This is a genomic window from Devosia albogilva (genome assembly GCF_042685625.1).
GTDB lineage: Bacteria > Pseudomonadota > Alphaproteobacteria > Rhizobiales > Devosiaceae > Devosia > Devosia albogilva.
In genome coordinates, this window is the sequence record NZ_JBHUNP010000001.1 from 3,064,355 (window position 1) to 3,088,078 (window position 23,724).

General features: G+C 61.2%; 32 protein-coding genes and 1 pseudogene. 17 read left to right on the top strand and 16 right to left on the bottom strand.

The window, feature by feature from the left end; all coding sequences use genetic code 11:
* Positions 1-11: 11 nt before the first annotated feature.
* From ACFSX5_RS15325 to ACFSX5_RS15340, 4 genes are all read right to left on the bottom strand, one after another.
* Positions 12-614: a hypothetical protein gene (locus ACFSX5_RS15325; RefSeq protein WP_386834603.1), complete on the bottom strand. Its 603-nt coding sequence runs from the start codon at positions 612-614 to the stop codon at positions 12-14.
* Positions 611-964 (bottom strand): DUF6364 family protein, encoded by a 354-nt coding sequence (locus ACFSX5_RS15330; RefSeq protein ID WP_386834604.1) that lies wholly within the window; start codon positions 962-964, stop codon positions 611-613. The genes ACFSX5_RS15325 and ACFSX5_RS15330 overlap by 4 nt, the downstream gene beginning before the upstream one ends.
* Before the next feature lie 61 nt (positions 965-1,025).
* The gene (locus ACFSX5_RS15335) at positions 1,026-1,685 is read right to left on the bottom strand and encodes a DsbA family protein (protein ID WP_386834605.1); all 660 of its coding nucleotides are present in this window, start codon (positions 1,683-1,685) and stop codon (positions 1,026-1,028) included.
* Positions 1,682-2,104, bottom strand: coding sequence for a disulfide bond formation protein B (locus ACFSX5_RS15340; RefSeq protein WP_386834606.1), 423 nt, complete (start codon positions 2,102-2,104; stop codon positions 1,682-1,684). The genes ACFSX5_RS15335 and ACFSX5_RS15340 overlap by 4 nt, the downstream gene beginning before the upstream one ends.
* Positions 2,105-2,823: 719 nt before the next feature.
* Here ACFSX5_RS15340 and ACFSX5_RS15345 point away from each other — a divergent pair.
* The 5 genes from ACFSX5_RS15345 to ACFSX5_RS15365 all read left to right on the top strand — a co-directional run bounded on the left by ACFSX5_RS15345 (position 2,824) and on the right by ACFSX5_RS15365 (position 8,762).
* Positions 2,824-5,304: a heavy metal translocating P-type ATPase gene (locus ACFSX5_RS15345; protein ID WP_386834607.1), complete on the top strand. Its 2,481-nt coding sequence runs from the start codon at positions 2,824-2,826 to the stop codon at positions 5,302-5,304.
* Between the two features lie 197 nt (positions 5,305-5,501).
* Positions 5,502-5,990: a DUF411 domain-containing protein gene (locus ACFSX5_RS15350; RefSeq protein WP_386834609.1), complete on the top strand. Its 489-nt coding sequence runs from the start codon at positions 5,502-5,504 to the stop codon at positions 5,988-5,990.
* 130 nt (positions 5,991-6,120) lie between these two features.
* On the top strand, positions 6,121-6,549 hold the full coding sequence (locus tag ACFSX5_RS15355) for a hypothetical protein (RefSeq protein WP_386834610.1): 429 nt from the start codon (positions 6,121-6,123) through the stop codon (positions 6,547-6,549).
* Between the two features lie 120 nt (positions 6,550-6,669).
* A complete protein-coding gene (gene copM / locus ACFSX5_RS15360; protein WP_386834611.1) occupies positions 6,670-8,070 on the top strand; it encodes a CopM family metallochaperone in 1,401 nt (466 codons plus the stop codon).
* Positions 8,071-8,498: 428 nt separating this feature from the next.
* Entirely contained in the window at positions 8,499-8,762 is a 264-nt protein-coding gene (locus ACFSX5_RS15365; RefSeq protein ID WP_035083822.1) for a hypothetical protein, read from the top strand.
* A 109-nt stretch (positions 8,763-8,871) separates the two neighbouring features.
* Here ACFSX5_RS15365 and ACFSX5_RS15370 read toward each other — a convergent pair whose 3' ends face one another.
* Complete coding sequence (locus ACFSX5_RS15370; RefSeq protein ID WP_386834612.1) at positions 8,872-9,333, bottom strand: MerR family transcriptional regulator; 462 nt, start codon at positions 9,331-9,333, stop codon at positions 8,872-8,874.
* A 785-nt stretch (positions 9,334-10,118) separates the two neighbouring features.
* Here ACFSX5_RS15370 and ACFSX5_RS15375 point away from each other — a divergent pair.
* Positions 10,119-10,661, top strand: coding sequence for a DUF305 domain-containing protein (locus ACFSX5_RS15375; RefSeq protein ID WP_386834614.1), 543 nt, complete (start codon positions 10,119-10,121; stop codon positions 10,659-10,661).
* A 56-nt stretch (positions 10,662-10,717) separates the two neighbouring features.
* Here the strand turns inward: ACFSX5_RS15375 and ACFSX5_RS15380 are convergent, their stop codons facing one another.
* Both ACFSX5_RS15380 and ACFSX5_RS15385 read right to left on the bottom strand, forming a co-directional pair.
* Positions 10,718-11,242 (bottom strand): hypothetical protein, encoded by a 525-nt coding sequence (locus tag ACFSX5_RS15380; RefSeq protein WP_386835693.1) that lies wholly within the window; start codon positions 11,240-11,242, stop codon positions 10,718-10,720.
* Positions 11,243-11,534: 292 nt separating this feature from the next.
* The gene (locus tag ACFSX5_RS15385; protein ID WP_386834615.1) at positions 11,535-11,918 is read right to left on the bottom strand and encodes a hypothetical protein; all 384 of its coding nucleotides are present in this window, start codon (positions 11,916-11,918) and stop codon (positions 11,535-11,537) included.
* 281 nt (positions 11,919-12,199) lie between these two features.
* Between ACFSX5_RS15385 and ACFSX5_RS15390 the strand changes: the two genes are divergently transcribed.
* The 5 genes from ACFSX5_RS15390 (at position 12,200) to ACFSX5_RS15410 (ending at position 15,259) form a co-directional block, all read left to right on the top strand.
* Entirely contained in the window at positions 12,200-12,394 is a 195-nt protein-coding gene (locus tag ACFSX5_RS15390) for a DUF411 domain-containing protein (protein WP_386835660.1), read from the top strand.
* 356 nt (positions 12,395-12,750) lie between these two features.
* A complete protein-coding gene (locus tag ACFSX5_RS15395; protein ID WP_449240236.1) occupies positions 12,751-13,176 on the top strand; it encodes a DUF305 domain-containing protein in 426 nt (141 codons plus the stop codon).
* A 174-nt stretch (positions 13,177-13,350) separates the two neighbouring features.
* The gene (locus ACFSX5_RS15400) at positions 13,351-13,671 is read left to right on the top strand and encodes a hypothetical protein (RefSeq protein WP_386834618.1); all 321 of its coding nucleotides are present in this window, start codon (positions 13,351-13,353) and stop codon (positions 13,669-13,671) included.
* A 78-nt stretch (positions 13,672-13,749) separates the two neighbouring features.
* The gene (locus ACFSX5_RS15405; RefSeq protein WP_386834619.1) at positions 13,750-14,979 is read left to right on the top strand and encodes a L,D-transpeptidase family protein; all 1,230 of its coding nucleotides are present in this window, start codon (positions 13,750-13,752) and stop codon (positions 14,977-14,979) included.
* On the top strand, positions 14,972-15,259 hold the full coding sequence (locus ACFSX5_RS15410) for a heavy-metal-associated domain-containing protein (protein ID WP_386834620.1): 288 nt from the start codon (positions 14,972-14,974) through the stop codon (positions 15,257-15,259). Before ACFSX5_RS15405 ends, ACFSX5_RS15410 begins: the two co-directional genes overlap by 8 nt.
* 405 nt (positions 15,260-15,664) lie before the next feature.
* Here ACFSX5_RS15410 and ACFSX5_RS15415 read toward each other — a convergent pair whose 3' ends face one another.
* The 7 genes from ACFSX5_RS15415 to ACFSX5_RS15445 are packed head-to-tail and all read right to left on the bottom strand — an operon-like array spanning position 15,665 to position 19,457.
* The gene (locus ACFSX5_RS15415) at positions 15,665-15,964 is read right to left on the bottom strand and encodes a hypothetical protein (RefSeq protein ID WP_386834621.1); all 300 of its coding nucleotides are present in this window, start codon (positions 15,962-15,964) and stop codon (positions 15,665-15,667) included.
* A 6-nt stretch (positions 15,965-15,970) separates the two neighbouring features.
* Positions 15,971-16,696: an arsenical resistance protein ArsH gene (gene arsH, locus ACFSX5_RS15420; protein ID WP_386834622.1), complete on the bottom strand. Its 726-nt coding sequence runs from the start codon at positions 16,694-16,696 to the stop codon at positions 15,971-15,973.
* On the bottom strand, positions 16,671-17,093 hold the full coding sequence (arsC, locus tag ACFSX5_RS15425) for an arsenate reductase (glutaredoxin) (protein ID WP_386834624.1): 423 nt from the start codon (positions 17,091-17,093) through the stop codon (positions 16,671-16,673). The genes arsH and arsC overlap by 26 nt, the downstream gene beginning before the upstream one ends.
* Positions 17,090-18,151, bottom strand: a complete 1,062-nt coding sequence (gene arsB, locus ACFSX5_RS15430; protein WP_386834626.1) for an ACR3 family arsenite efflux transporter — start codon at positions 18,149-18,151, stop codon at positions 17,090-17,092. The genes arsC and arsB overlap by 4 nt, the downstream gene beginning before the upstream one ends.
* A 7-nt stretch (positions 18,152-18,158) precedes the next feature.
* Positions 18,159-18,584 (bottom strand): arsenic resistance N-acetyltransferase ArsN2, encoded by a 426-nt coding sequence (gene arsN2, locus ACFSX5_RS15435; protein WP_386834627.1) that lies wholly within the window; start codon positions 18,582-18,584, stop codon positions 18,159-18,161.
* Positions 18,581-19,108, bottom strand: a complete 528-nt coding sequence (locus ACFSX5_RS15440; RefSeq protein ID WP_386834628.1) for an arsenate reductase ArsC — start codon at positions 19,106-19,108, stop codon at positions 18,581-18,583. The genes arsN2 and ACFSX5_RS15440 overlap by 4 nt, the downstream gene beginning before the upstream one ends.
* Complete coding sequence (locus tag ACFSX5_RS15445; RefSeq protein WP_386834629.1) at positions 19,101-19,457, bottom strand: ArsR/SmtB family transcription factor; 357 nt, start codon at positions 19,455-19,457, stop codon at positions 19,101-19,103. Before ACFSX5_RS15445 ends, ACFSX5_RS15440 begins: the two co-directional genes overlap by 8 nt.
* A gap of 231 nt (positions 19,458-19,688) precedes the next feature.
* Between ACFSX5_RS15445 and ACFSX5_RS15450 the strand changes: the two genes are divergently transcribed.
* On the top strand, positions 19,689-20,306 hold the full coding sequence (locus ACFSX5_RS15450; protein ID WP_386835695.1) for a hypothetical protein: 618 nt from the start codon (positions 19,689-19,691) through the stop codon (positions 20,304-20,306).
* A 112-nt stretch (positions 20,307-20,418) separates the two neighbouring features.
* On the opposite strand, the pseudogene ACFSX5_RS15455 reads toward ACFSX5_RS15450, so the two are convergent.
* A pseudogene (locus tag ACFSX5_RS15455) lies at positions 20,419-20,547 on the bottom strand (DUF305 domain-containing protein); the annotation flags it as partial.
* On the opposite strand from ACFSX5_RS15455, the gene ACFSX5_RS15460 reads away from it, so the two are divergent.
* Together ACFSX5_RS15460 and ACFSX5_RS15465 are read left to right on the top strand one after the other, a co-directional pair.
* Positions 20,495-20,890 (top strand): hypothetical protein, encoded by a 396-nt coding sequence (locus ACFSX5_RS15460; protein WP_386835696.1) that lies wholly within the window; start codon positions 20,495-20,497, stop codon positions 20,888-20,890. The pseudogene ACFSX5_RS15455 and the gene ACFSX5_RS15460 sit on opposite strands and share 53 nt — an antisense overlap.
* A gap of 156 nt (positions 20,891-21,046) precedes the next feature.
* Positions 21,047-21,247 carry a hypothetical protein gene (locus ACFSX5_RS15465; RefSeq protein ID WP_386834630.1) on the top strand — a complete coding sequence of 67 codons (201 nt, stop codon included), beginning with the start codon at positions 21,047-21,049 and terminating at the stop codon, positions 21,245-21,247.
* Positions 21,248-21,354: 107 nt separating this feature from the next.
* Here ACFSX5_RS15465 and ACFSX5_RS15470 read toward each other — a convergent pair whose 3' ends face one another.
* Complete coding sequence (locus ACFSX5_RS15470; RefSeq protein ID WP_386834632.1) at positions 21,355-21,780, bottom strand: hypothetical protein; 426 nt, start codon at positions 21,778-21,780, stop codon at positions 21,355-21,357.
* 431 nt (positions 21,781-22,211) lie between these two features.
* On the opposite strand from ACFSX5_RS15470, the gene ACFSX5_RS15475 reads away from it, so the two are divergent.
* The 3 genes from ACFSX5_RS15475 to ACFSX5_RS15485 are packed head-to-tail and all read left to right on the top strand — an operon-like array spanning position 22,212 to position 23,720.
* Complete coding sequence (locus tag ACFSX5_RS15475; RefSeq protein ID WP_386834633.1) at positions 22,212-22,694, top strand: TIR domain-containing protein; 483 nt, start codon at positions 22,212-22,214, stop codon at positions 22,692-22,694.
* 21 nt (positions 22,695-22,715) lie between these two features.
* Positions 22,716-23,267 carry a toll/interleukin-1 receptor domain-containing protein gene (locus ACFSX5_RS15480; protein ID WP_386834635.1) on the top strand — a complete coding sequence of 184 codons (552 nt, stop codon included), beginning with the start codon at positions 22,716-22,718 and terminating at the stop codon, positions 23,265-23,267.
* A gap of 30 nt (positions 23,268-23,297) precedes the next feature.
* Positions 23,298-23,720, top strand: a complete 423-nt coding sequence (locus ACFSX5_RS15485) for a hypothetical protein (protein WP_386834636.1) — start codon at positions 23,298-23,300, stop codon at positions 23,718-23,720.
* Positions 23,721-23,724: the final 4 nt, after the last annotated feature.

The following is a 23,724-nucleotide window of genomic DNA, read 5'->3' on the forward strand; positions in this document are numbered from 1 at the left end:
CGGTCAGCAGATCACGGCCCGGCGGGCTCCCAATGGCTTCCGCCGAAGGCCTCTTCCTCGTACCCATCAGGCAGATCGTTGAAGACTCGCGCCCTCTTCGGCGGCTCGGGATTGGTCATGGCCTTGATGACATCGTCTGCGGAAGCGATGATGCCGTAACGCTCCAGCCCGCGGAGCATGGCCACCGTTGACAGCAGGTGGAGGTTGTCGGGCTTTCGAAGAAACCTGACATTGCGGAAATCGGCATCCTCGAAGAGCAGAAGAACAGGCGCTCCGTTCGTCGTGTACTTCTGCACGCCGTTGGCCATGAACTCGGCGACCGCTGCGTCACCTAGCCCTCGACCGCTCTCGAACGTGCCGGCCTCGCGCGCAGCTCTGGCAGCGTTGCCGACGAACGTTTCCTCGACAGTCAAGCCTTTGCCCTTAAGCCCGTCCAAGAAAGCCTTCACCTCCCGGTCCTTGGGGTAGGATAGGTCGCCCGTGACTTCGGCATAGATCTCATCGACCATGACAATGGGCATGTCCAGGGTGGTCAGGAGTTCGAGTCGACCTGCCGTCCACAAGCTGTTCAACGGCCCGGAGTCAGGAATAAGGAGCACGCAGCGAGTCTTCATCGATCCTCCTCCTGACGCGGCTGCTGCAGTATTCCCACGAACGTGTCGGTCATCGCTTCCAGCACATGGGCGGGCAACTTCGGCAAGGGCAGATCCCGGTCGCCCAGCGAAACCAGCAACTGAGCGTAGTCGCGCAAGCCCAGGGCCTTGATGGCAGTCTCCTTCGAAATACGCCCTTCGGAGAAATCAACCAGAGGATCGGACATGCGAACGTTCTCCCCCTTATAGCCAGTGACACGTTCAAGGTGCTCCCGGATGATCGCGGTCACGGTCGTGCCCTCACGGGCAGCATAGGCTTTGGCATGCTGCACCAGATCGTCGGGCAGATTGAACGTGGTGTTTCGTTTCATGGCTCACCTCGCTCACATATATATGTGATGTGAACTCCACCGACAAGGCGCAGGGTTCTCGCTAGAGAGCATTGGAGGCGGCGACCTCGCTCGCGACCAGATCGGCAAGGGCTTGCGGATCAGCGCTCGCTGGCGCCTTACCGTTGACGAAGAAGGTGGGCGTCTGCTGCACGCCGAGGCGCTCCACATCGGCCATGTCGGCGTTGAGAACGCCAGTCATGCCGGGCCGCAAAACGTCCTGCCCGGCCTGTTCCACATCGAGACCAGCCTCGCCTGCAATCTGCCATGCCAGATCGAGGTTGGGTGCACCATGCACCGCCCATTCCGGCTGGCGGGCAAGGAGCGCTTCGAGCACCGGGATGAAGAGGTCCTGGAGACGGGAAGCCTCGATGATCTTCACCGCGGTGTCTGAACCTTCGTGGAAAGCTGCATAGCGCAGCACCAGCTTCACCTGGTTGGGATGACGATCCATGATCTGCTTCACGATCGGGTAGAATGCCCGGCAGGCTTCGCAGCTGGGGTCGAAGAATTCGGTGATGGTGACTGGAGCGTCTGCAGGGCCGATCACCGGTGAGTGGGGCCGTGCGAATCCTGCGTCTTCGACGGTGGGGAGGACGGGCGATGCGCTTGGCGTCGGGATGGGCCGGTAGAACCAGGCTGCGAGGCCGAATGCGGCGACGGCGATGATTGCGACCGCCACGACGGCAAGGCGCTTGTTCATGATTGTTTCCTCGCGAGGGGCAAGAGCAGGAGGGTGATGCCGGCAAAGGCGGCGGTGGAGAGATAAGGGATGGGAATGCCCATGATCAGCATGCCGGCTCCGGAACAGGAAGGCCCCGTTGCCGAGCACGGGACAATCGGCGCAGGCAGGAGTCCGGCATACTGGAGGGAATGGTAAGCGGCGATGACGAGGCCGACCGAGGAAAGCGGCAGGGCATATCGCCAAGTGTCCATATCGCCGCGGAAGGCGCCGACACCTAGGATCACGACCAGCGGGAACATGGCGATGCGCTGATACCAGCACAGGGTGCATGGCATCTGCCCCATGACCTCACCGATGAACAGGGTGCCGAGCGTGGCGACCAACGCGATAAACCAGCCGGCGATGAGCAGGGTCCACTGATGCGTTTCGCGCGGCATGCAAACTCCTTGGTTGGGAAAGATCCTTACGATCTATAGCCGCTAGAGGAGCAAGGGCAATTTCGCCGCATCCCGACTGCTCGTCCGCAGGCGGCCCGGAGCTGCTTTTATAAATCGAGTTATAATAAACGAGATTATAGTGTGCAGCTTCGCTGCCCGGTCTAGTGCGGGGTCTTGCCCGAGTGTCGCTGCCATCGATGACGTAGTCTTGCCCGACTTAACCTTAGGCTAAGGATGATGGGCTGGATGATCCGGACGGTGTGGTGAGGAATGAACATCTCAATCCATCGTTGGCTATTGCCCGTTGTGTTCGCGCTGCTCGCACTGATGCTGTCCATGCATCAGGCAGGTGCTGCCGTTCATGTGGCCGAGCACGGGATCGATGCGGTCGCAGTTGGTTCCGATAGGGCACGATACGCCCGATGTGATTGTGCATCCTTGGAGGGATGCGACGTCAGGCCGATCCGCGGATAGCTCATGTCAAAGACTGCCATCTCGAGGTGCGGAGAGGTGGCATACTCAGGAGTGAAGGCCCTCTCGACCAGGAGCATCTTCGTCTCCTTGTCACAGCAGCTCGTGCCTTCGCTCGGTGGCATTTGTGTCGATCCCAGCCCATAGTCGCGGACACGCGACTGGCGATTGTCTCTTGACCTTCCAACAGTGGGAAGGCGCACGCTGGATAATGACGATTCTCGAGCACTTCCCGGACGAGGTACATGATGGCCAGAACGAGCAAAGACCAACACCAACTCTCCCCGGGTGCCTCGAAGGAGAATGGCTCAGGTAAGGGCGGCGGCGAGCATCACCGATCGGGACATCATCACGAACACGGCCCCGACCACTCGGGGCACCATCACGGACCGCAGCACCCAAACGGTACGGAGGCGGCCCCGTCCGACAGCGCCCATCGTGTCGAGGACCCAGTCTGCGGCATGATGGTCGATCCACATACGACGGAGCACAAGGTCGAGCACGCTGGCCGGCCATATTACTTCTGCTCGGCGGGATGCCGCTCGAAGTTCACGGCCGACCCGGAACGTTACCTCGACCCGGCCGTCGCTGCGCCCAAGGCGGAGCCCGTTCCCGAGGGGACGGTCTACACTTGCCCCATGCATCCGGAGATCCGGCAGATCGGCCCGGGTTCGTGCCCCATCTGCGGGATGGGGTTGGAGCCGGTGCTGGTCAGCCTTGAAGCTGAGCCCAATCTGGAACTGATCGACATGCGGCGGCGCTTCTGGATTGGGCTGGCGCTGACGATTCCAGTGTTCATGCTCGAGATGGGCGGCCACCTGATCGGCCTCGACCACCTCATCAGCCAACGCAACTCGAACTGGGTCCAGCTGCTCTTCGCCACGCCGGTCGTGCTCTGGGCAGGGTGGCCCTTCTTCCAGCGCGGCTGGCAATCGCTGGTTACGCGCAACCTCAACATGTTCACCCTGATTGCGATGGGGACGGGTGCGGCGTGGGTATACAGCATCGTAGCGACGCTGGCGCCGAGCATCTTCCCGGATGCCTTCCGACAGCCGGATGGCTCGGTCGCGGTCTACTTTGAAGCGGCTGCGGTTATTACGGTGCTGGTGCTCCTCGGGCAGGTACTGGAGCTGCGTGCCCGCGAGAGCACCAGTGGCGCGATCCGGGCGCTGCTCGACCTTGCGCCCAAGACCGCGCGGCTAATTGGTGATGATGGCACCGAGGAAGAGGTTCAACTCGACGGCGTTCATGTCGGCGACCGCCTACGGGTCCGGCCCGGCGAGAAGGTGCCGGTGGACGGCGAAGTCCTGGAAGGCCGCAGCGCCGTCGACGAGTCGATGGTGACCGGCGAGTCCATGCCGGTGACCAAGGAGGTGGGTTCGAGGGCGATTGGCGGCACCATGAACCAGTCCGGCGCGCTGGTGATCGAGGCACGCAAGGTGGGCCGGGACACCATGCTGTCGCAGATCGTCCAGCTCGTCGCAGAGGCGCAGCGCAGCCGTGCACCCATCCAGCGCCTCGCCGACCAGGTATCGGGCTGGTTCGTGCCTGCAGTGATCTTCGTCGCTGTCCTCGCCTTCATCGCCTGGTCGATCTGGGGCCCCGAGCCGAGCTTCTCCTTCGGCCTTATCGCAGCCGTTTCCGTCCTCATCATCGCTTGTCCTTGTGCGCTCGGCCTTGCAACGCCGATGTCCATCATGGTCGGCGTCGGGCGCGGCGCTCAGAATGGCGTTCTGATCAAGAACGCCGAGGCGCTAGAACATATGGAGAAGGTGAACACGATCATCGTCGACAAGACCGGCACACTCACCGAGGGCCGGCCGGCGGTGACTGCCATCATTCCGGCAGCCGGCTTCACCGAGGAGGAGGTGCTGCGCCTTGCCGCCAGCGTGGAGCGGGCGAGCGAGCATCCGCTGGCGCTCGCCATCGTGCGCGCAGCCGAAGAGAGAGGACTGGTGATCGCACCAGTTGCAGATTTCGACTCGCCCACTGGCAAGGGCGCGCTTGGCGTGGTCGAAGGCAAGACAATCCCGCTTGGCAATGCAAAATTCCTTGCCGAACAAGGGGTCGATGTCGCCCCGCTGGCCGAGCAGGCAGACAGGTTGCGCGAGGATGGGGCAACCGCGATCTTCATGGGCATCAATGGACAGGTGGCGGCGATCTTCGCCATCGCCGATCCGGTAAAGGCATCGACGCCGGAGGCGCTCGCGGCGCTGAAAGCACGAGGCATCCGGGTGGTCATGCTCACCGGAGACAACTGGACGACAGCGAAGGCCGTCGCGCGTCAGCTCGGCATCGACGAAGTGGAGGCCGAGGTCCTGCCCGATCAGAAGAGCGAGGTCGTGCAGCGGCACAAGGCGGCCGGCGAGGTGGTGGCGATGGCCGGCGACGGGGTCAATGATGCGCCGGCACTCGCAGCGGCGGATGTCGGCATTGCCATGGGCACCGGCACCGATGTGGCGATGGAGAGCGCGGGCGTCACCCTGCTGAAGGGCGATCTTGTTGGCATCGTGCGGGCGCGGCGGTTGTCGCAGGCGGTGATGGGCAACATCCGGCAGAACCTGTTCTTCGCCTTCATCTACAATGCCTTGGGCGTACCGGTGGCCGCTGGGGTCCTCTACCCGTTCTTCGGCATTCTTCTCTCGCCGATCATCGCCGCGGCAGCGATGGCGTTGTCATCGGTGAGCGTCATTGCCAACGCGTCGCGGCTACGCGCCACCAAATTGTAGGAGACCGAGTTGACCGATACGCTTCAGGAGGCTGGAACCTCGAGCAACGTATCTCTTCCTTGCGCTGCATCAAGTTCTGCGGCGGCGGCTGTGGTAGTATCTGCCAGTCGGTGCCAACAGGAAGCCCGCCATGCACGGCCCTGATCAGCTGCGCATTCTTCCGCTGAGATCGTCGGCCGTGGCTGTGAGGACAAAAGATGCGAAATGACCATGCCATCAGCCGGAGAGCCTTCGTGGCAGGTCTTGGCTCGATATCTGTTCTGCTTTCAGTGCCGGTGACAGGGTATGCCGCAAGTCTGCCGCTCGTCACCGTTACCAAGGATCCGAGCTGCGGCTGCTGCACGGGGTGGGCCGAGCATATCGAGGCCGCGGGCTTTCCGGTGCGGATCGTTGAATCGCAGAACATCGACGCCATCAAACAGCAGCTCCGCGTGCCCCCGGCCCTCTACTCGTGCCACACGGCCGAAGTGGACGGCTATGTCGTCGAAGGCCACGTTCCAGCCGCGGCAATCCAGCGTCTCCTGACCGAGCGTCCGGCGGCCACGGGCCTCGCGGTTCCTGGAATGCCAGCCGGGTCGCCCGGCATGGACTTCCCGGGCGTGACTGCCGAGCCCTACGAGGTATTTCTGTTCGCTCCCGCCGACCAGAAGGTCTTCGGGCGTTTCCGCAGCGCGCAGGAGATCTGAAGCTGTTCATGATTCACCCGTTTGACACCAGTTTGATCCGGAGCGGGGACTGCGGGGCAGAACCTGCCCCTGTCAGTAGCTCAGGCTGCCTGAGGCCGCCGGATGCTGGCGGGCACATGGATGTCATCGGGTGCGTGAAGAAAGCCACGCCATGAGCAGGAGCTCGACTGCAACGTTCTGGTCGAGAAATGACTGGCTGCGCCAGTTCATGACCGGACTGCTGCTGCTCGTCTTCAGCGCTTTCGCTGTCCTGGGAACGGCACATGCCAGCTCAAGCACGCATGCCACGCACCAGGATCAGGCCGTTGCCAGTGCGCAGCAGGACGCCTATTCGCATTCCGACGACCGCAGCGAGGTTGCGGACGAACCATGCTGTCACCCTGAAGCGGCGCCGGATCGCGATTGCGGACAGGTCTGCACCTTTCTTGCCCTGCTTCCCGATCCGCTGCCGGCATTGCCAACACTGGACGGGGAGCCGCTCCTTCGCATTCAGCCCAGCGACCTGGGCCGAAATCCTTCAGGCATCCTGAGGCCACCGCGTCTGACGTCGATTGCATAGTGAAGCACGGCCGGGAGCCGTTCGTTCCCGGCTGCTCCAGCAACCGACAATCAGACGAAGCCGGAAACCGCACGTCCGAGGATGTGACGTGGTTTCTCCGGCGCCAAAGGATGCACAATGATGTACCGAACAGTAATTGCCCTCTCCGCCACTCTCCTGATGGGCGTCTCCGGCGCGGCTCTGGCCCAGCAGGCAGAGCATGACGCCCACCGACCCGGACCGCTGCAGGCGCAGGAGGATCGGGCTCCTGCTCCCATGTCTCCTTCCGACCCCGACGCGACAAATTTCACCAAAGCCTATGTGGATGCGATGGACGAAATGCACGGGCCGATGATGGAGGGCGTCATGGCCGAAGACCCGGACGTCGCTTTCGTGCGGGGCATGATTCCGCACCATCAGGGTGCGATCGACATGGCGAAGATCGTGCAGCAATACGGCGATGACCCGCAAACGGGAGAGTGGGCGGCGCAGATCATCGAAGCACAGGAGCGTGAGATCGCCGAAATGCAGGCATGGCTGCAGGCGAATGCCAGCCCGGATCTTGCCGGTTTCCTCCAGACAGGCGGAACCGTCTACTCTGCCAACGAGGGCGGCAATTCGATCACCGCCATCGACCTCGGCACCGGTTCGGTGGAAACCGTTCAGATCGGGGTGTCGCCGCATAATGTCGATCTGACGCCGGGCGGGAACCTGCTGCTCGCGGTCGGGAGCCCTGCCTCCGATCACGCTCACGGATCGGCTGACGACGCACACGCCGAGGCCGAAGCTGGCCGAGGAGTTCTGGTGGTGCTCGATCCACAGCGACTATCGCAACCTGTCGCCACCGTAGAAGTCGGGGCGCATCCGGCGCATGTCGTCGCCGATCGCCAGGGGCGTGCCTATGTTTCCCTGTCCGGCGGGAACGAGATTGCGGTCGTTGATCTCGCAGCGGCTTCGGTGATCGAGCGCATAGCGACCGGAGCCTATCCGCACGGGCTGCGCCTTAGCCCGGATGAGAGCGAGCTCTATGTGGCCAATGTCGAGGACGGCTCAGTGTCCGTCATCGACACCCAGGACCTGACGGAGCTCGCCCGCATCAAGGTGGGCACAGCGCCCGTTCAGGTCGGGTTCACGCCCTCGGGCGATCAAGTCTACGTCTCTCTTCGAGACGAGAACCGGGTAGCCGTCATCGACACTGCATCGCACGAGGTGACGAACAGGATCGACGTCGGGCCGAACCCGATCCAGATGTTCGCCACCGCCGATGGAGCCTACGTCTATGTGGCCAACCAGGGCTCCGAGGCGGAGCCGAACGACACGGTTTCCGTAATCGAGACCGCAACTGGACAGGTGCTCAAGACGATCACCACGGGAGACGGGGCACACGGCGTCTCGGCATCGGCTGACGGGGCATTCGTGTTCGTGACCAACATTGCCGACGACACTGTGTCGATCATCGACGTGGCGAGCCAGGACGTCGTCAAGACTGTCCCGGTCGGTGATCGCCCGAACGGCATCGTCTACGGCGGATCAAACCAGTAAGCAATTTGGGCCGGAGCGGGCAGCTCCGGCCCAAAAACAATCTGGGGGGACACGCGAATGCCGGCTCCCCCTCGGCATTGAACAGGGCAGGACGCCGGCCCCATTCCTGGCCGAGTTGCCACCGAGTTTTCCAAACCTTGAGGCGGGGGACGGGTCCAACACTGGCCCCCTATTCCAGTCCCCACGTCTGGCAGGTCAACGAGGGTCGAACGGCGGTGAAGGGGCATCTAGCCACCGATCCTCAATGAGGGCACCGACTTGTTCGACCAGACACTACAGCTGCCGGCGGCCGACGTTTGCGAGAAGCGCTACGTCTTCAACCGCTATGGCACCGGGGGACCGCCTCTCGACCCCGAAGGCGCGTGCCCGGGGTGATCGACTCATCGAGGTTGCCCTGTAGCGTGACAGGGGAAGACCCGGCCTGTCCCATGCCCCATCCGGTCTTCGTGGTGTTGGGCTCCCTGGTCACCTACCGAAAACCGCTTCACTACAAGCGGCATGGCGAACTCGAAGCCGATGAGAAGGTCATCGCCGGCACCGCGCTCGACGAGGCGTTCTACAAGCACCTCGCCGGCCTCGGCGAGCTCGGCCAAATCTACGTCATCGAGAACAACGATCCACCATCGGTGATGCCATTGGGCGTCAAGATCGAGGGGTTCTCTGGTGAGACCGGCGACGGTCGGCAGGGTTAGTTTCCAGTCAGGCCTGCCTCACCTTCCTGGTCGCTCCGCTCGGCTGTGGATAGCGTTTTTCATAAGAATGTGGCGTAGGGTATTCAAATTCAGAAATGGATATCATTTTTCATGATTTCACCGAGCGGCGACGCAGTTCACGAGCTGGCATGACTTGGTGCTTGCACTTGCCGTGGTCGGCAAGGATGTCGATGACCTGGCAGCTCTCGACCCGCCCATGGGAGCAACCTTCGACAATACGCTCCAGTTCGGCCTCAAGCGCCTTGAGGCTGGCGATCTTCTCCTTGACCTCGACCAGCCTGGCCCTGGCGTTAACGTCGGCTTCGCCGCATGACTGGTCCCGGCGGTCCTGCAGCGAGAGCAAGGTTCGGATCTGATCTATTTCGAAGCCGAGTTCCCGGGAATGCCGGATGAACGTCAAACGGTGCGCGTCTTTGCGGTTATAAGTCCGCCGGTTACCCCCGGTCCGGGGCGGTGGCGGCAGCAAGCCGATCTGCTCGTAGTACCGGATAGTGGGCACCTTCACTCCGGTTGCTTCCGAAACTTTGCCAATCGCGATGCCGTGATCCATCAACGCTGCTCCTATAGTCGCTAGAGCATGTAGGTCTGGCGCAGAGATTGCAAGGATTCGGCGCCGCGGACGCAAGGATTGATACGACACGCTTTCGTGCCGAGGGCAGGATTGCGCTAGCTGTATCTCCACAATGACACGGCGGGTGCGCCGGTGGAGGACGTTTCGGTTCCGGTGGTATCCGGCACCATGCCGGTGAAGCATGGCCGGGGCGCCGACTTTCAGTACCTTGCCCAGCGGGTATGGATCTCGGTTATCCAATGCGGCTTATCCGGGCGTCGCGAGCCCTTCGGGTGAAACCAGGAGATGGCCGTGTATGACGGTTCTTGGCTCGGCGTTGGCGCTGCCGGACGGGCGCGAAGTGATGCTCTACCGCGCGACCGCGGCGGACACTGAGAAGTGCGCTGTGCGCCGCGATTCCTGGTCAAGCAATGGGGAACCAAGCTAGGTAAGGCCAGTTCAATCAGGATGCATCGGTATGTCGAAAGAAGGCGCGGATGGCGCCTGCCGCTGATGATTGTAATCATGCTCGCCGTGTTGGCGAGTTTGACGCTTCATCACGGCGCAATGGCAAGCCAACCTGCCGCTGGGCATCACGTGCAGCAGAACCACGTTCATTCCGGTGACGCATGTATCTCGCCCCTTTGCGGGCAGCAGCATCACACCTTGCCGGAGTGCTGCGGCCTGGGTCTGTGTTTGGCAGCCTTGCCGGTGCCCGCCGTCGCCGAAACTCCCGGGTGGAGCGGAGGGTCCCACCAATTGATGCCGCTGCACGTGGACGTGCGTTGGCCGATTCACCGTCTGGATCGTCCACCAAGGAATTCCTGAATTTCGGAACTTTTCTCGAAACCACAGGAATGATCAAGATGAACTTCTTACAAGCAACCACTGCCGCAAGCCTCCTGCTAGCCGTCTCGACGGGAGCCATTTTCGCCCAGGACCATCAAGGTCATGACATGTCCGGCATGACCTCGGGTCAAATCCAGCTTCCGGAAATCTGCATGACCGGCGGCGAGCATCCCATGGAGGAAATGTCCATGGAGCCTGGGCAGATGGACGAAGCTCACATGGCCCTCATGGCAGGGATGGACGAGATGAACCGACTGATGATGATGGGCATGATGGCAGATGACGTCGACGTGGCGTTCGTATGCGGCATGATTCCTCACCATCAGAGTGCGGTGAACATGGCCAAGGCCGAGCTTGAGCACGGCGACAACGAAGACGCCAAGGCGATGGCCCAAAAGATCATCGACTCCCAGGAGCAGGAGATCGCCGAAATGATTTCCTGGCTTGAGGAGCAAGCCGGAGCCGAGACACAAAACTAGAAACCGGGAAGGGGTGCCATCGGCGCCCCTTCTTCCGCCCACGACCAGAACGGTCCCTACAGCTGCTGCGCGCGGGAATCGCATGAACGCAGACTGCTGCCCGGATCCAATGCGATCACGTCATAGCTGTCGGAGGGGGGGGCATCGGTCACGCATCCGCGGATGCTCAAAGGGGCAGCGTCCAACAATACCCTTGTCGCCGCGGCAGCCACATGACCTTCAATCAGGTAGCCTGGCGATCTCTGCCGTGTGGCAGGAGCGGAGGTTTGCAGGAATACCTTCTGATCTTTCAGTGTTTCCATATCCTCAAGATCGGTGGCACAAACCGAGTTTAGCGACTGAGGTCCAGCCGGCGCAGCAACTGTGCGTTGATCGCGACGATTACGGTACTGACAGACATCAACACTGCACCAACCGCCGGCGCAAGCACGATACCGGCCCAAAAAAAAGCACCCCGCCGCGAGCGGAATAGCGATGATATTGTAGCCCGCCGCCCACCAGAGGTTCTGCTCCTCGGCGCCAATGTTGCTTTTTCTTCTTTGCGCTCGTTGGCTATTCTTGAGCCCGACACCAGGGTTCACGGAGTATGGTCGTAGGGGGATGGCGCGCCGGCTACGCTGGCACCAGACTCCGTCGCCCTGGAAGCGTTGGGGGAGGAGACGGCGTGCTCATGGGCGCCGTGACCGCGCAGCGCATCGAAGAGGATATGACCGACCCAGTTCGCCGCGAACAAAATAGGCACGACTGCGGCACCCAGAAGCAGTAGCAGTAGGATAGACTGGCGTGCATCATTCATGCTGCAGGACAATACCTTAAAGATACTTACAGGAAGCTGACCGCGGAATCGCTATGATGCCGCGCCATTCACTGGGGTCAAAATGGGCCAGGGCTCCGGATCGCGTCGAGCGTCTTCGCGGTCATGGTCGAAGTGGAGCACTCCAACGCGGCGGGATGGGGCTCTGCCTGTTTGACGGGAAACACGTTTGGAACCTGGTCGATGGCTGCAGTGCACTGGAATGTCAGCGACCAGGCGAGCAACGCCTTGTTGTGGACTGATGCCGGCGGAGGCCGTTGAACGAGGACCACGGTTGCCGCTGTGCCCAGAAAGGCCGCCACAGCTGCACCGAAGAAGGCTGTCTGGAAGCCAGGCAGCAGGTCCGCCGTTCCGGTGCCGCCATGAGGTGCGACCCAGGCCGCCAAGGCCACCATCACGGCCAGACCCGCCGCGGATCCGACCTGATAGGTGGTGTTGATCAAGCCGGAGGCGATGGTTTCGATCCACCCTATGGGCGATGGGGCGACGGCAGGGAGCTTTGCACGGTGATTGACGGTACGAGATATGACATCGGAGTACCGTATATTCACGAGGTGCGGCGGAGGACCACTCAATGCTCGCATTAGCCGAGAAAATGATAATGTCGCAGTGAAGAGGCCGTTGTGCGTATTGATCGGGCTCTTGATGAAGAGCAATCAAGCAGGAGAGATTGCCGAGATGCAAAGGCGCGGTTTCATCCGAGATAGTCTTGCTGTCGGTGTCGGTGTCGCGATGCCGATATCTCGGTCCTTCGCAGCAGTGCCCACCGCCTTGCAGGTGTGGAACCGGCGAAATGGCGGGGTACGTCCTGGAGGGGCACGATCCAGCCATGGCCGCACGACGGCTGCTGCATCTGCGCCCCACCGTGCGGGGCTTGGCTGTTCCCGGAATGCCCTTGGTCGCCGAGCGGCGCGGGTGACGAGGTCTTCATGCGGTTCAAGGGGCGTGAAGTCATGTGAAGGAAAGCCTCCTATGCAGTGCGCCGGAATGCGGCGCCGGTGCATCGATCTTCCCTTACTTGGGGCTTGACCTTCACGCCGTGGCAAGGCCCCCTTCAGTCGATCATTGGGAACCAGACCACATTCCCGTCCGCAGGACGGCTACTGAAAGAACACGATGCCGGCGAGAAGCACAGTGCTTCTTGTGCGTGCGCCCGAGCAAAGAAGTCGCCATAGCGGCCCTGACATGGAGGATTGAAGCATGACGGATCACGCGCATCACACGGCTCCCCACTCGGACCAAAGCTCCCATGGGGCTCACGGGCGTCCTTACCTGATGTTCTGGATCAACATGATCCTGGGGCTGATCGTCATGTACGTCGTCATGTTCTCCATGATCGACGGGTGGCGGGACTTCCGGAACAACCTCAACATGTTCTACATGGCCGTGACCATGTGGGCGCCCATGGGCATTTTCATGCTTGCGACCATGCCCGGCATGTTCCCGAAGCGCCGGACGAACATCGTCCTATACGCCGCCTTCGGTGTGCTGACGGTGTTGTCGTTCTTCGGTACCCGGGCGCAAGCCTTTATAGACGACCGGCAGTTCGTAGACAGCATGATCCCGCACCATTCCGGCGCTATCCTCATGTGCCGTGAGGCTGACCTGGAAGATGCCGAACTGATCGCTCTGTGCGGCGAGATCATTGAGGCGCAACGTCGCGAGATCGAGCAGATGGAAGCGATCGGCGCCCGTCTGTAGCAGACTACCAGGGGCTGGTCGTAGACGGACGACCGAGCATGGCGCGGGTTATCAACTTTTGAACAATTGCGTGGTTGAATCTACGCGACCCCTGAGGGCCGGCGATCTCATTGTCGCCGAACTGTGCGGTAGAATGGACGCCCTAACAGACTTGTCGCCGGATCCTTGGTTGGAATGGCTTGGTTCACTCGAAAACTATTGCCCATCCTGCTCTCGTTCTTCGCGCTGGTGGTGGTCGCACCACCGGTGAGCGCTGCCATCGAAGACGGCGTCTCGGCGGCAGTTCAGGTCCATGGGGATCAGCACGCTGATTGCACTGGCCAGCATGCGCCTCATGCAACGAGCTGCTGTTCTCTGGTGACGGTCGTGGAGCCCTGCGGCGCGTCGTGGGCGTTGGACCATCGCAGGAAAGCAGATTTCGTGCTGCAATCCAGTTTCGCTGGCGTGGCGACCTACCATCCTTCCAAGCACTTCCGTCCACCCCGCGCCTCCTGATCTCCAGCTTCGGCGCAATGCCAGCGCCACATTTTTGCATTTTCGAACTGGAATCGAGAGATGAAGAGACGAGACTTCATGCGGCTGCTCCCGCTCGGCATGGCCGCCACCCTTCCCATCATGCAACCCGCGCGCGCGCAGTCGCTCTGGGACATGATGAACCAAACCCGCACCTTGAGCGATGCCGAACAGCAGGCCAATAGCGCTGCAGCTATTCAGGCGATCGACACTGTGGAGCCCATTCTCAGCTACGACACTGCCAACAACTTGCAGATGGCCATCGCCCAGTATGAGCCCTTTGTGGCTCGAGGCGGCTGGGAACAGGTGCCGCAGGAGACATATGGCGTTACCATGGGCGTCAACCGTGATGGGGTGGTGCAGCTCAAGCGTCGCCTGATCTCGTCGGCAGACATGGCCATGGTGGAGCGGGTCGATGAGGCCATGGACGCTCAGACCGACGCCGCCCTGCGACGCTTCCAGGCCCGTCATGGCCTTCAGGTAAGCGGACAGGTCGACGAAGCTACCTGGTATGCCCTCAATGTACCGGCCGAGACCCGACTGCACCAGCTTCGTCTCAACCTGCTGCGGGTGCAGAACATGGCGTCGGCGTTGGCGGACCGCTACGTCGTGGTGAACATTCCCGCCGCCTTCATCGAGGTTGTCGAAGGCGGGATGGTGCAGCGCCGGCACACCGCCGTGGTCGGACGCATCGACCGGCAGACGCCCATCCTCAAGAGCCGCATTCACCAGATCAACTTCAACCCGTACTGGAACGTGCCGGTCTCGATCATCCGGCGTGACCTGATCAAGTACATGAACGAAAACCCGAACTACCTTACCGAGCAGAAAATCCGCATTCTCGACGGCAACGGCCAGGAGCTCCAACCCAGCCAGATCAACTGGCAGACCGAGGAAGCGGTGAACTACCGGTTCCGCCAGGATCCGGGACCGCAGAACTCGATGGGGAACGTCAAGATCAACTTCCACAATCCCCATGCCGTTTATCTGCACGACACGCCGACCAAGGGTCTGTTCGGGGAGAACGCCCGGTTCTATTCGTCAGGCTGCGTCCGCGTCGACCAAGTCCAGGATTTCGTCGGCTGGGTGCTGCGCGACAACGGGGACTGGGGCCCGGGCGAGGTCACCAATGTATTCGCCACCGGCGAGCGGAAGGACGTCGAGGTAACCAACCCTCCGGAGATCCACACGACCTACATCTCGGCGTGGGCGAACCGGAACGGGGTCGTCAGTTTCCGGGACGATGTCTACGAGTTCGACATGGCCGGCAAGGTCAGCTTCGATGCATGACGTCCTGGGGGTCGGGGAGAAGCTGACGATCGGGATCGCCGGGATGGCCTGCGACGGCTGCGTCCAGGTGCTGGAGAACGCGGTCAATCGGCTCCCGGGCATTGCCTATGTCGGAGTTTCGCTGAGCGGCGCAAGCATGACCGTCCGCAGTGGCCAGGGGTTCGACCTCGCCGACTTGTTTGGTTGCGTGAAAGCGCTCGGCTACGAAGTGTCGGAAGTCGGGAAAGAATTTCCCGGCATCCCGACGGAATGCTCCTGTCGAGCACGCGCCAGAGCCTAATGACGTGACCAGATCTATAGAGCGGTTGCGAGATAGGTAAATTGCAGAACGTGATCTTTGTGCACTAACGAGCTGGCATTACTGATCTTGACGGACAGCAGCGACGCCACACTTCAGCGAACACCGCGACGCAGCAGGTGCCGGCGCCAGCCAAGACCCAGAGCGATGGCTCCGGTCCGATAGTGCCGAGGGAGACCGACAAGGCGAATGGCGCCAATGCGGTGCCAGTCCATGGCTAGCAGCAGCCAGGTGGTTAGCGGCCAGAAGATCGTCGACGCAAAGCCTGCGATCAGCGTGAGGTGAGTAATGCTGCGCTGCGCGCGGAGCCCGTTGTCTGGGCGAGGAACCCGAACGCCGTGGAATAGTGCACGAAGGCCTACGCCAATTCGACAAGGATCACGCTAGTCAGGAAGGCCATGGCGTTCCCCGCCAGCCCGCCGCAAGCGCTGCGGCAGCACCAATCGAGCCTATCGACATAACCCTGCCTGCACCGACCCGATCTGCTAGCCCGCCTGCCCAGGGCGAGACGAGCCCGCCGGCGAGCAGTGCGAGGGAGATGCAGCCGAAGATCCACTCCACCGGTGCTTGCAGGTCGCCGGCGACGTTCGGGGCAAGGATGCTGAAGCTGTAATAGAGGGTGCCGTACCCGATGATCTGGGTGACGCCGAGCCAGATGGCGTCGGCATTGGAGTGGGTATCGGCCATCGTATCCTAGATCGACTTGAGGCCGACCCGCTCCTCGAGTTTGGCTGCCGCTTCCTTGCGCTCGCTGTAGCGGGAGGTCAGGTAGCCGGATACGCCGCGGTTGATCAGCGTGAACTTCACCAGCTCTTCCATTACGTCGACGACCCTATCGTAGTAGGATGACGGTTTCATGCGACCGTCTTCGTCAAACTCCTGGAAGGCCTTCGCCACCGAGGACTGGTTGGGGATGGTCACCATCCGCATCCAGCGTCCGAGAATGCGCATCTGGTTGACGGCGTTGAAGGACTGGGACCCACCCGACACCTGCATGACCGCCAGAGTCCGACCCTGCGTGGGCCGAATGGCGCCGCCAGGAAGCGGTATCCAGTCGATCTGCGACTTCAACACCGCGCTCATCGCACCATGGCGTTCCGGCGATGTCCACACTTGGCCTTCCGACCACAGCATGGCCTCGCGCAGCTCCTGAACCTTCGGGTGGGTGTCGGGGGCGTCGTTCGGCAACGGCAGCCCATTGGCATGGAAGATGCGGACCTCGGCGCCGAAGGCCTCAAGCAGCCGTTGCGCCTCGAAGGTCAGTAACCGGGAATAGGAGCGCTCTCGGAGCGAGCCGTAGAGCATCAGAATGCGTGGTTTGTGGTCGAGGGCAGGAGCGACGAGCTGGCCGAAATCGGGAACCTGGAAGGCTGCAGACAGGACGTTGGGCAAATCAGACAAGCCGCTTTCCTTCGGCATTGATGATGACTTCGCCGTCTTCCTTGATGAACGGCCCGATATCGGGGTTCTCCAGAATGTCGAGCACGACTTCGGATGGCCGGCAGAGCCGGGTGCCCACCGGGGTCTCCACGAGCGGACGGTTGAGCAGGATCGGGTGCGCTTCTATGGCATCGAGCAGGTCGTCGTCGGTCTTGGCCGGATCGGCAAGGCCGAGTTTGTCGAAAGGCGTATCCTTCTTGCGGATCGCATCGCGCAGGGAAATGCCGGCAGCGGAGACCAGCTCGACGATCCGTTCGCGGCTGGGCGGGGTCTTGAGGTATTCGATGACGGTGGGCTCGACACCAGACTGCCGGATCATCGCAAGCGTGTTGCGAGACGTGCCGCAGTCGGGATTGTGGTAGATAGTGATGCTCATTCGGCGGCCCTCGTTTCAGTGTTGTGACGGACGGCTGCGCTACGTTCGTACCAGCCCTTGCTGCGGTTCACGATCCAGACCACCGACAGCATGACCGGCACTTCGACCAGCACGCCGACGACGGTGGCCAACGCTGCTCCCGAGTTGAAGCCAAACAGGGCGATTGCGGCGGCAACGGCGAGCTCGAAGAAGTTCGAGGCGCCGATCAGGGCGGAGGGCCCGGCGACGCAGTGTTGCTCCCCGGAGACCCTGTTCAGGAAGTAGGCCAGTCCGGAGTTCAGGTAAACTTGGATCAGGATCGGCACAGCCAGAAGGAGAATTACTGTGGGCTGAGCGATGATCTGCTCGCCCTGGAAGCCGAAGAGCATGACAAGTGTTAACAGCAGCGCCGCGATCGAAATCGGCTGCAGGACGGCCAGCACCCGGTTAATGGCGTCGATGCCGCCATTGGCAAGCAGCCAACGACGATAGAGCTGGGCGGCGATGACGGGCACGACGATATAGAGGCCGACCGACAGCAGCAGCGTGTCCCAGGGAACGGTTATCGCCGATAGCCCTAGCAGTAGGCCGACGATTGGGGCAAAGGCGACGACCATGATGGCGTCGTTCAGGGCGACTTGAGAAAGGGTGAAGTGCGGTTCGCCCCTGACCAGGTTCGACCAGACAAACACCATGGCGGTGCACGGTGCCGCGGCCAGGATGATCAGGCCGGCGATGTAGCTGTCGATCTGCATCTCCGGCAGCATCGGGCGAAACAGCCAACCGATGAAGAGCCACCCCAGCAGCGCCATCGAGAAGGGCTTGATCGCCCAGTTGATGAAGACGGTGACGCCGATGCCGCGCCAGTAGGAACCGACCTGCCGCAGGCTCATGAAGTCGATGCGGACCAGCATGGGCACGACCATCAGCCAGATGAGCACTGCCATAGGGATGTTGACCTGAGCGTACTCAAAGGATCCCAGACCCTGGAAGACGGCAGGGAAGAAGTGGCCGGCGGCGATGCCAACGACGATGCAGATGGCGACCCAAATGGTCAGGTAGCGTTCGAAGATGGACATGGGAAACCTAGATGGCGCGGAACAGCATCAACGCGGATGAGCAGATGGAAGAGGCCTGACGTGTCCTGAGGATCGCGGAAGGTGCGTCCTCACGGTCGATGACCTCGAAGCCAAGATGCTTGAAGAAGTCGGCTGCCGTGGTGGTCAGCAGGTACGCTCGCGTGCCGCCGGCATTGGAGATCTCACGAAGCATGCCCTCGGCTACTGTACGCACGGCGCCAGTGCCCCGGCTTTCCTGCGGCACGACAACGGATCGAAGAAGGGCGTCCTCGCGGTAGAGCTCGAAGCCGCCGAAACCGAGGAGTCGACCGTCCTGCTCGAATCTGAAGAACGACCGGTCAGGTTCACCAACATCGTCGGTAGGAAGCTTTGCTTCGGTGAGAGCGGCGAGGAACTTCGGATCGTTCCCCGGTATGGGAGTCGGGCTGATCATGCGACCTTGGACGACTTGGTGGTCGTTCCGTCCATGGCGCCAATGCCTTCAAGCTTCGAGTTCAGCGCCATGCGGTCGATGCTGGCGATCGGCAGGTTGATGAAGGCGCCGATCCGGTTGCGCAGATAGCGCATGGCATCATCGAAGGCGGCACGTTGCTTGAACTCCGGTCCGTCAACCGCGGCGGGGTCTTCGATGCCCCAGTGGGCGGTCATCGGCTGACCGGGCCAGATCGGACAAACTTCGCCGGCAGCGTTGTCGCAGACCGTGAAGATGAAATCCATCTTGGGTGCATTTGGGGCGGCGAACTCATCCCAAGCCTTCGAGCGAAGGCCATGAGTGGGAATGCCGACCTTGGTCAACGTCTCCAGCGTCATTGGATGAACCGACCCCCTGGGCGTCGAGCCCGCGGAGTATGCCTGAAAACGGCCTTGGCCGACATGGTTGAGGATCGCCTCGCCTAAGATCGAGCGGGCGGAATTGCCGGTGCAGAGGAACAGGACATTGTAGACGCGGTCAGGCATGGCTCGACTCCTTCGGTGGGCAACAAGGGGTGAACTCGGCGACGAGCGGCTCGCACAGCTCCGGTCGACCACCGCAGCAGTCTTGCACCAGAAAGCTCGCAATCTCCCGAACACGATCAACGACGGCACGATAAACGATCGAACGACTGTGACGCTCGGACTCGATCAGGCCGGCACGGGTTAGTACGCCCAGGTGCGACGACATCGTGTTCTGTGGCACCTCTAGGCGGCGCGCGATTTCCCCTGCCGGCAGTCCTTCAGGCTCGTGTTCCATGAGCAAGCGGAAGGTATACAGACGGGTCGACTGCGACAGTGCAGCGAAGACTTCGATCGCATGTGTTGATTCCATATATCGAAGATTATGGATTTATCATTCGCTGTCAAGATGAGGTTTTCGCAGCGTCTTGTGCAGGGCGTGGAAGCGTCAGCACTGCCACAACTAACAGCCGGTGTGATGAGACATGACCCCGCGCAGGATCAAACCTGTTAGCATGCCAAGTAGGCGTTGGCTCGACCCGGTATTGCCTAAGGGTCACTCGCGCGATCATACGCGGGACCGACGCGCGGAGGAGTAGCAGCGGTGTTTCGTCCCGAACTGTCAAAGGAACAGCTCCTCGAGATCATCGGCGCCATGTCAGAGGACGACGTGGCTCGATTTCTTTATTGCCAGGAGATGGCCGGTACTTATTTGGCAGTCGGCAAGTTCGAGGACATGCTGATCAGCGCCATGCAGATGTGCGACCGACTCAAGGTGCAGCACAGGCTCGGTGAAGACGCCGACCGGTGGGACCGGTTCGTGGCAAAACGGGCCACGCTTCAAGGTTCTACACTGGGATCACTCATCAAGGTTCTGGAAAAACACGGCATCGCGGCGGAGGACATCAGGTACCTGAAGTGGATCAAGGACAAGCGTGACTACTTCGTACACCGCCTGTTCCATGAAGGGGTGTGGCCCGGCGACTTGGACGGGGAAGACTGCCGATTCATGAGCAGGCGTTTGCTGTCCATACAGCTTCGGCTCGCCCGGGCGGAACGCCGGATCTGGATCATCTTCGAACGGGCTGGGCTCCTGACCCTCGATCGCCTGGACGACGGCGGGTTCCTCGCGATGAACTCCGGCCTTGAAGACCTGCCCCGGGTGAAGAAGAGGGAACCCGGTGACCGCTACCAATCCACGCACAACAGCCTTGGTCGATAACGGACCACGAGTGACGTTCGTTTCCTGCGTTCTCGGAGGCGCCTTCGGTCGAAAGCCATCCCAGCATTTCGGCGATCTCGGCCTCCTGCGCGTCGATGATCTTCTGTGCCATCTCTCTGGCCCAAGCATTGTCGCCATGTTCAAGCTCGGCCTCGGCCATGTTGATGGGGCTCTGGTGGTGCGGGATCATGGCGAAGACGAAAGCGACATCGATGTCCCCGACCATGCCTGTCTGCATCATCAGCGGTTGTTCTCGTCCATTCCCGCCATCAGGTCGGAATGTGGCTGGTCCACCTCGTGATCCATACCTGCTCCTGCTGCTCGCCGCGGTCGAGCCCAATGCCGGGACGATACTCGGCTACGGATGGTACGCCATCGTCATCGCTGCGGCGGCGCTTTGCCTGAACCTTGCGGGTTATCTGGTCGGTTGGACCGCGAGGTTGTTTACCAACGACCGGGAAGAGCTGATCGCCTTCCTGTTCACCGTCAGCAAGAAGGAATTCAGCATCGCGGCAGCATTCGTTGTCGCCTCGGGGCTGCCGAGCGAGGTGGCTGTGCCGGCGGCGTTTTTTGCGGTGATATAGATGATCACGTCTCCCATCGCGGCTAAGCTATTGGCTCAGGGCGCCACCCAGACACTGGTTCGGCCCGGCGAACCCTCGGCCTAGGGTGCCCTGGTAAGTTCCCAGCCCTTCCAGGGCTTGATGCACTTGCCGGAAGTGCTTTGAGGACTGTCGGATATGGCCGAAGCACAGGTGCTGCAGGCCGGCGAGCTTCGCCGTGACACCACAACCAGATGCGGGGTTGCCGCCATCATCCATCAGGCATTGCTGGCGCAAAGTCACCTCCAATGGATCGATGATGGCATGTCGACGTCATTTGCCACGTCACTGCAGTCACGGGTGTCTAAGCTGGAAAACCTTTTAGTCGCCACCAAATGAGGAATGAAGATGGTGTGCTGACGCTACCAAAACGGCAAAGAGGGCAAGTCGACAGTCATCTCATGGCGGTTCGCCATCTCTTGCGGTCGAGTGTTGGCGACCTGAGGCTAACGGTTTCGAAATACGGGCAAGGCCACAATGCGCTTCAGCCTTGGAGTTCTGCCATGCCCCGTCGACCAGCGTTCGAGCCCGATGTCACCTTGGGAGATCTCTTGGTGCTGGCGCGCCTCGGGGCACTGGCCCACGGCAACGAGAGGGTCTTCGCGACGGCTGAGCTCAAGCAGCAGACCGGAGCCAGTAACACCCGGATCAGAAACGCCATGCTTCGTATCGCCGAAGCGCTCGGCCCCGTTGAGGTCGAAGGCAAGAAGCGCCGGACCCAACGCCCCAACGCCAAGGGTCGGAACATTGGCGGTGCAGCCGTTCTTGCGAACCTCTTGATTGAAATCGCCCGTGATGATGCCACCGATCAGGATCGCCTTCATCATGAGATCCGGCAGCTTCTCGACCACGTCGATTACCAGTACAAGCACGGCACATTCAGGAAATCGTCCGCGCCTCCGAGGTTCTAAAGATGGTGTTTTGCTTCGGCCTCTGTGGACGATCACCACCGGCATGGAACCGGTCAGATTGGCTGCAGAGGTAGGGCAGCTTTGCCTCTCCTACGATCAGGAAGGCGGTTTAGAAACCGGATGGGGCAATGATGGGATCTCAGCACGCGGCGCACATGCCGCTGAGTGTTCACCCATTTCTCAAAAAGGCGGAATCGGACATCAGGTAATCGGAGCGTTCGGAGGCTTAAGTAAAGCTAACGGGATACGCTCGTTCACCGCGACTGCTTCGGCTCAGATAGATAATCGGCTGATACGGCTAATAAACCGTGAACTTCGCTGCTCGAGCATTGTGCAACCCTGGAGTAGATGTTTCTGCTTGGACAGGTGCATCGAGTTCACGTGGGAAAGCCATGCCTAGGAAAGTCTTCTTCAGTTTCCATTACAAGCGCGATGTCCACCGGGTGATGCAGGTGAGGAACTCTTGGGTGTTGCGGCCCGGAGGAGAAGCCTCACCGTTCTATGACAAGGCGGAGTTCGAAGAGGTAAAGCGAAGAGCCGGTGGTATCGAGCGTTGGATCGAGCAACAGCTGGCCGGCACCTCCGTCACCGTCGTCCTCTTCGGCAGGGAAACCTCATCCCGCCCATGGGTACGCCACGAGATCAAGCGCAGCTTCGAACTCGGGAAGGGGTTACTTGCCATCGACATCCACAACGTGAGGCACCCTCAGAGAGGCGCCGATCTTCCCGGAGTGAACCCGCTTTCTACATTCACGGTCGGTCGAGAGGCGACACCAATGAACCGGCTGTACAGCGAGTACGACTGGGTATTGGACGACGGCTACAACAACATCGGTTTTTGGATCGAGGCAGCCGCTCGGGCCGCGAACCGCTAAAGGTAGCTCTGGAGAGGAAGCATGGTCCAGTTCGTCACCTCGGCAGAGCTCCGGTCGTTCGCAGCGTCTCGCCCTGTTAATGAACAGGCATCGATAAGGAAGAATGCGGAAAGCCGGTCCCCGGAGGGGGCGACCTTTCTCTCCCACTCGAGCAAGGACGATGATCTTGTTGTCGGCGCGACCATTGTGCTCGAGAACCACGGTGCGCGTGTGTACGTGGACGAGGTGGACCCGCAAATGCCTCCCTATACCAGCGCCGAGACCGCCCGCATCCTCAAGACGCGCATCCGGCAATCGAAGAAGTTCGTTCTCCTCACGAGCAAGAACAGCAAGGACAGCAGGTGGGTGCCATGGGAACTCGGCGTAGCCGATGGATACAAGACCATGGATCACATTGCATTGTTCCCGTCATCGGAGACTGCCCACGACATGACCTGGGCGGAATGGGAGTACCTGGGGCTATACCGCCGCATCGTATGGGGCGAAACCAAGCAACGTTCAGGAAACCGATGGTTGGTTCTGGACCATGTCCGGAACACCGCCTCCGAACTTGCGGACTGGCTAAGAGAGTAGTTTTCGGAGCTGGTTTGACGGAGGGCAGCGATGACTACAGCACCAACAAGCAGTGAGGAAGCCAGGATCGCCCATTTGGGGATGGTCCAAGGGGTCATCTCCCGGGTCGCCTCCGATGCTCAGAACAGCAGGACCTTGGCCATAACCTTGGCTGCGGCGATGATAGCTATCGCGCAGACTGGTAGTAACGCGACTCCTTGGCTGGCCGGCTTGGGCATCGCACCGACCCTTCTGTTCTGGTGGCAAAACGCCTTCGCGTTGCATGTTGAGCGATCCTACCGCAACCTCTACGACGAAGTCCGCCACGGACGAATTATCGAGCCGTTCACGATGGACTGGCGTTCGTGCCTACACTCTGCCCCACCGTGGCGGACCGCCCTGGAGTTCGTGGTCGCGTTGCCGTTTGCCACGGTGGTCGTCATCCTTGCGGTGATAGCGAAGGTCACGGCCTGAACGG

Excerpts from the sequence above, each read along its gene's own strand:
- ACFSX5_RS15325 (WP_386834603.1), bottom strand. The coding sequence starts at position 614 with ATGAAGACTCGCTGCGTGCTCCTTATTCCTGACTCCGGGCCGTTGAAC.
- ACFSX5_RS15330 (WP_386834604.1), bottom strand. The coding sequence starts at position 964 with ATGAAACGAAACACCACGTTCAATCTGCCCGACGATCTGGTGCAGCAT.
- ACFSX5_RS15335 (WP_386834605.1), bottom strand. The coding sequence starts at position 1,685 with ATGAACAAGCGCCTTGCCGTCGTGGCGGTCGCAATCATCGCCGTCGCC.
- ACFSX5_RS15340 (WP_386834606.1), bottom strand. The coding sequence starts at position 2,104 with ATGCCGCGCGAAACGCATCAGTGGACCCTGCTCATCGCCGGCTGGTTT.
- ACFSX5_RS15345 (WP_386834607.1), top strand. The coding sequence starts at position 2,824 with ATGGCCAGAACGAGCAAAGACCAACACCAACTCTCCCCGGGTGCCTCG.
- ACFSX5_RS15350 (WP_386834609.1), top strand. The coding sequence starts at position 5,502 with ATGCGAAATGACCATGCCATCAGCCGGAGAGCCTTCGTGGCAGGTCTT.
- copM (WP_386834611.1), top strand. The coding sequence starts at position 6,670 with ATGTACCGAACAGTAATTGCCCTCTCCGCCACTCTCCTGATGGGCGTC.
- ACFSX5_RS15365 (WP_035083822.1), top strand. The coding sequence starts at position 8,499 with ATGCCCCATCCGGTCTTCGTGGTGTTGGGCTCCCTGGTCACCTACCGA.
- ACFSX5_RS15370 (WP_386834612.1), bottom strand. The coding sequence starts at position 9,333 with ATGGATCACGGCATCGCGATTGGCAAAGTTTCGGAAGCAACCGGAGTG.
- ACFSX5_RS15395 (WP_449240236.1), top strand. The coding sequence starts at position 12,751 with ATGTTCTGGATCAACATGATCCTGGGGCTGATCGTCATGTACGTCGTC.
- ACFSX5_RS15400 (WP_386834618.1), top strand. The coding sequence starts at position 13,351 with ATGGCTTGGTTCACTCGAAAACTATTGCCCATCCTGCTCTCGTTCTTC.
- ACFSX5_RS15405 (WP_386834619.1), top strand. The coding sequence starts at position 13,750 with ATGCGGCTGCTCCCGCTCGGCATGGCCGCCACCCTTCCCATCATGCAA.
- ACFSX5_RS15410 (WP_386834620.1), top strand. The coding sequence starts at position 14,972 with ATGCATGACGTCCTGGGGGTCGGGGAGAAGCTGACGATCGGGATCGCC.
- ACFSX5_RS15415 (WP_386834621.1), bottom strand. The coding sequence starts at position 15,964 with ATGGCCGATACCCACTCCAATGCCGACGCCATCTGGCTCGGCGTCACC.
- arsH (WP_386834622.1), bottom strand. The coding sequence starts at position 16,696 with ATGCCGAAGGAAAGCGGCTTGTCTGATTTGCCCAACGTCCTGTCTGCA.
- arsC (WP_386834624.1), bottom strand. The coding sequence starts at position 17,093 with ATGAGCATCACTATCTACCACAATCCCGACTGCGGCACGTCTCGCAAC.
- arsB (WP_386834626.1), bottom strand. The coding sequence starts at position 18,151 with ATGTCCATCTTCGAACGCTACCTGACCATTTGGGTCGCCATCTGCATC.
- arsN2 (WP_386834627.1), bottom strand. The coding sequence starts at position 18,584 with ATGATCAGCCCGACTCCCATACCGGGGAACGATCCGAAGTTCCTCGCC.
- ACFSX5_RS15440 (WP_386834628.1), bottom strand. The coding sequence starts at position 19,108 with ATGCCTGACCGCGTCTACAATGTCCTGTTCCTCTGCACCGGCAATTCC.
- ACFSX5_RS15445 (WP_386834629.1), bottom strand. The coding sequence starts at position 19,457 with ATGGAATCAACACATGCGATCGAAGTCTTCGCTGCACTGTCGCAGTCG.
- ACFSX5_RS15460 (WP_386835696.1), top strand. The coding sequence starts at position 20,495 with ATGGCGAAGACGAAAGCGACATCGATGTCCCCGACCATGCCTGTCTGC.
- ACFSX5_RS15465 (WP_386834630.1), top strand. The coding sequence starts at position 21,047 with ATGGCCGAAGCACAGGTGCTGCAGGCCGGCGAGCTTCGCCGTGACACC.
- ACFSX5_RS15475 (WP_386834633.1), top strand. The coding sequence starts at position 22,212 with ATGCCTAGGAAAGTCTTCTTCAGTTTCCATTACAAGCGCGATGTCCAC.
- ACFSX5_RS15480 (WP_386834635.1), top strand. The coding sequence starts at position 22,716 with ATGGTCCAGTTCGTCACCTCGGCAGAGCTCCGGTCGTTCGCAGCGTCT.
- ACFSX5_RS15485 (WP_386834636.1), top strand. The coding sequence starts at position 23,298 with ATGACTACAGCACCAACAAGCAGTGAGGAAGCCAGGATCGCCCATTTG.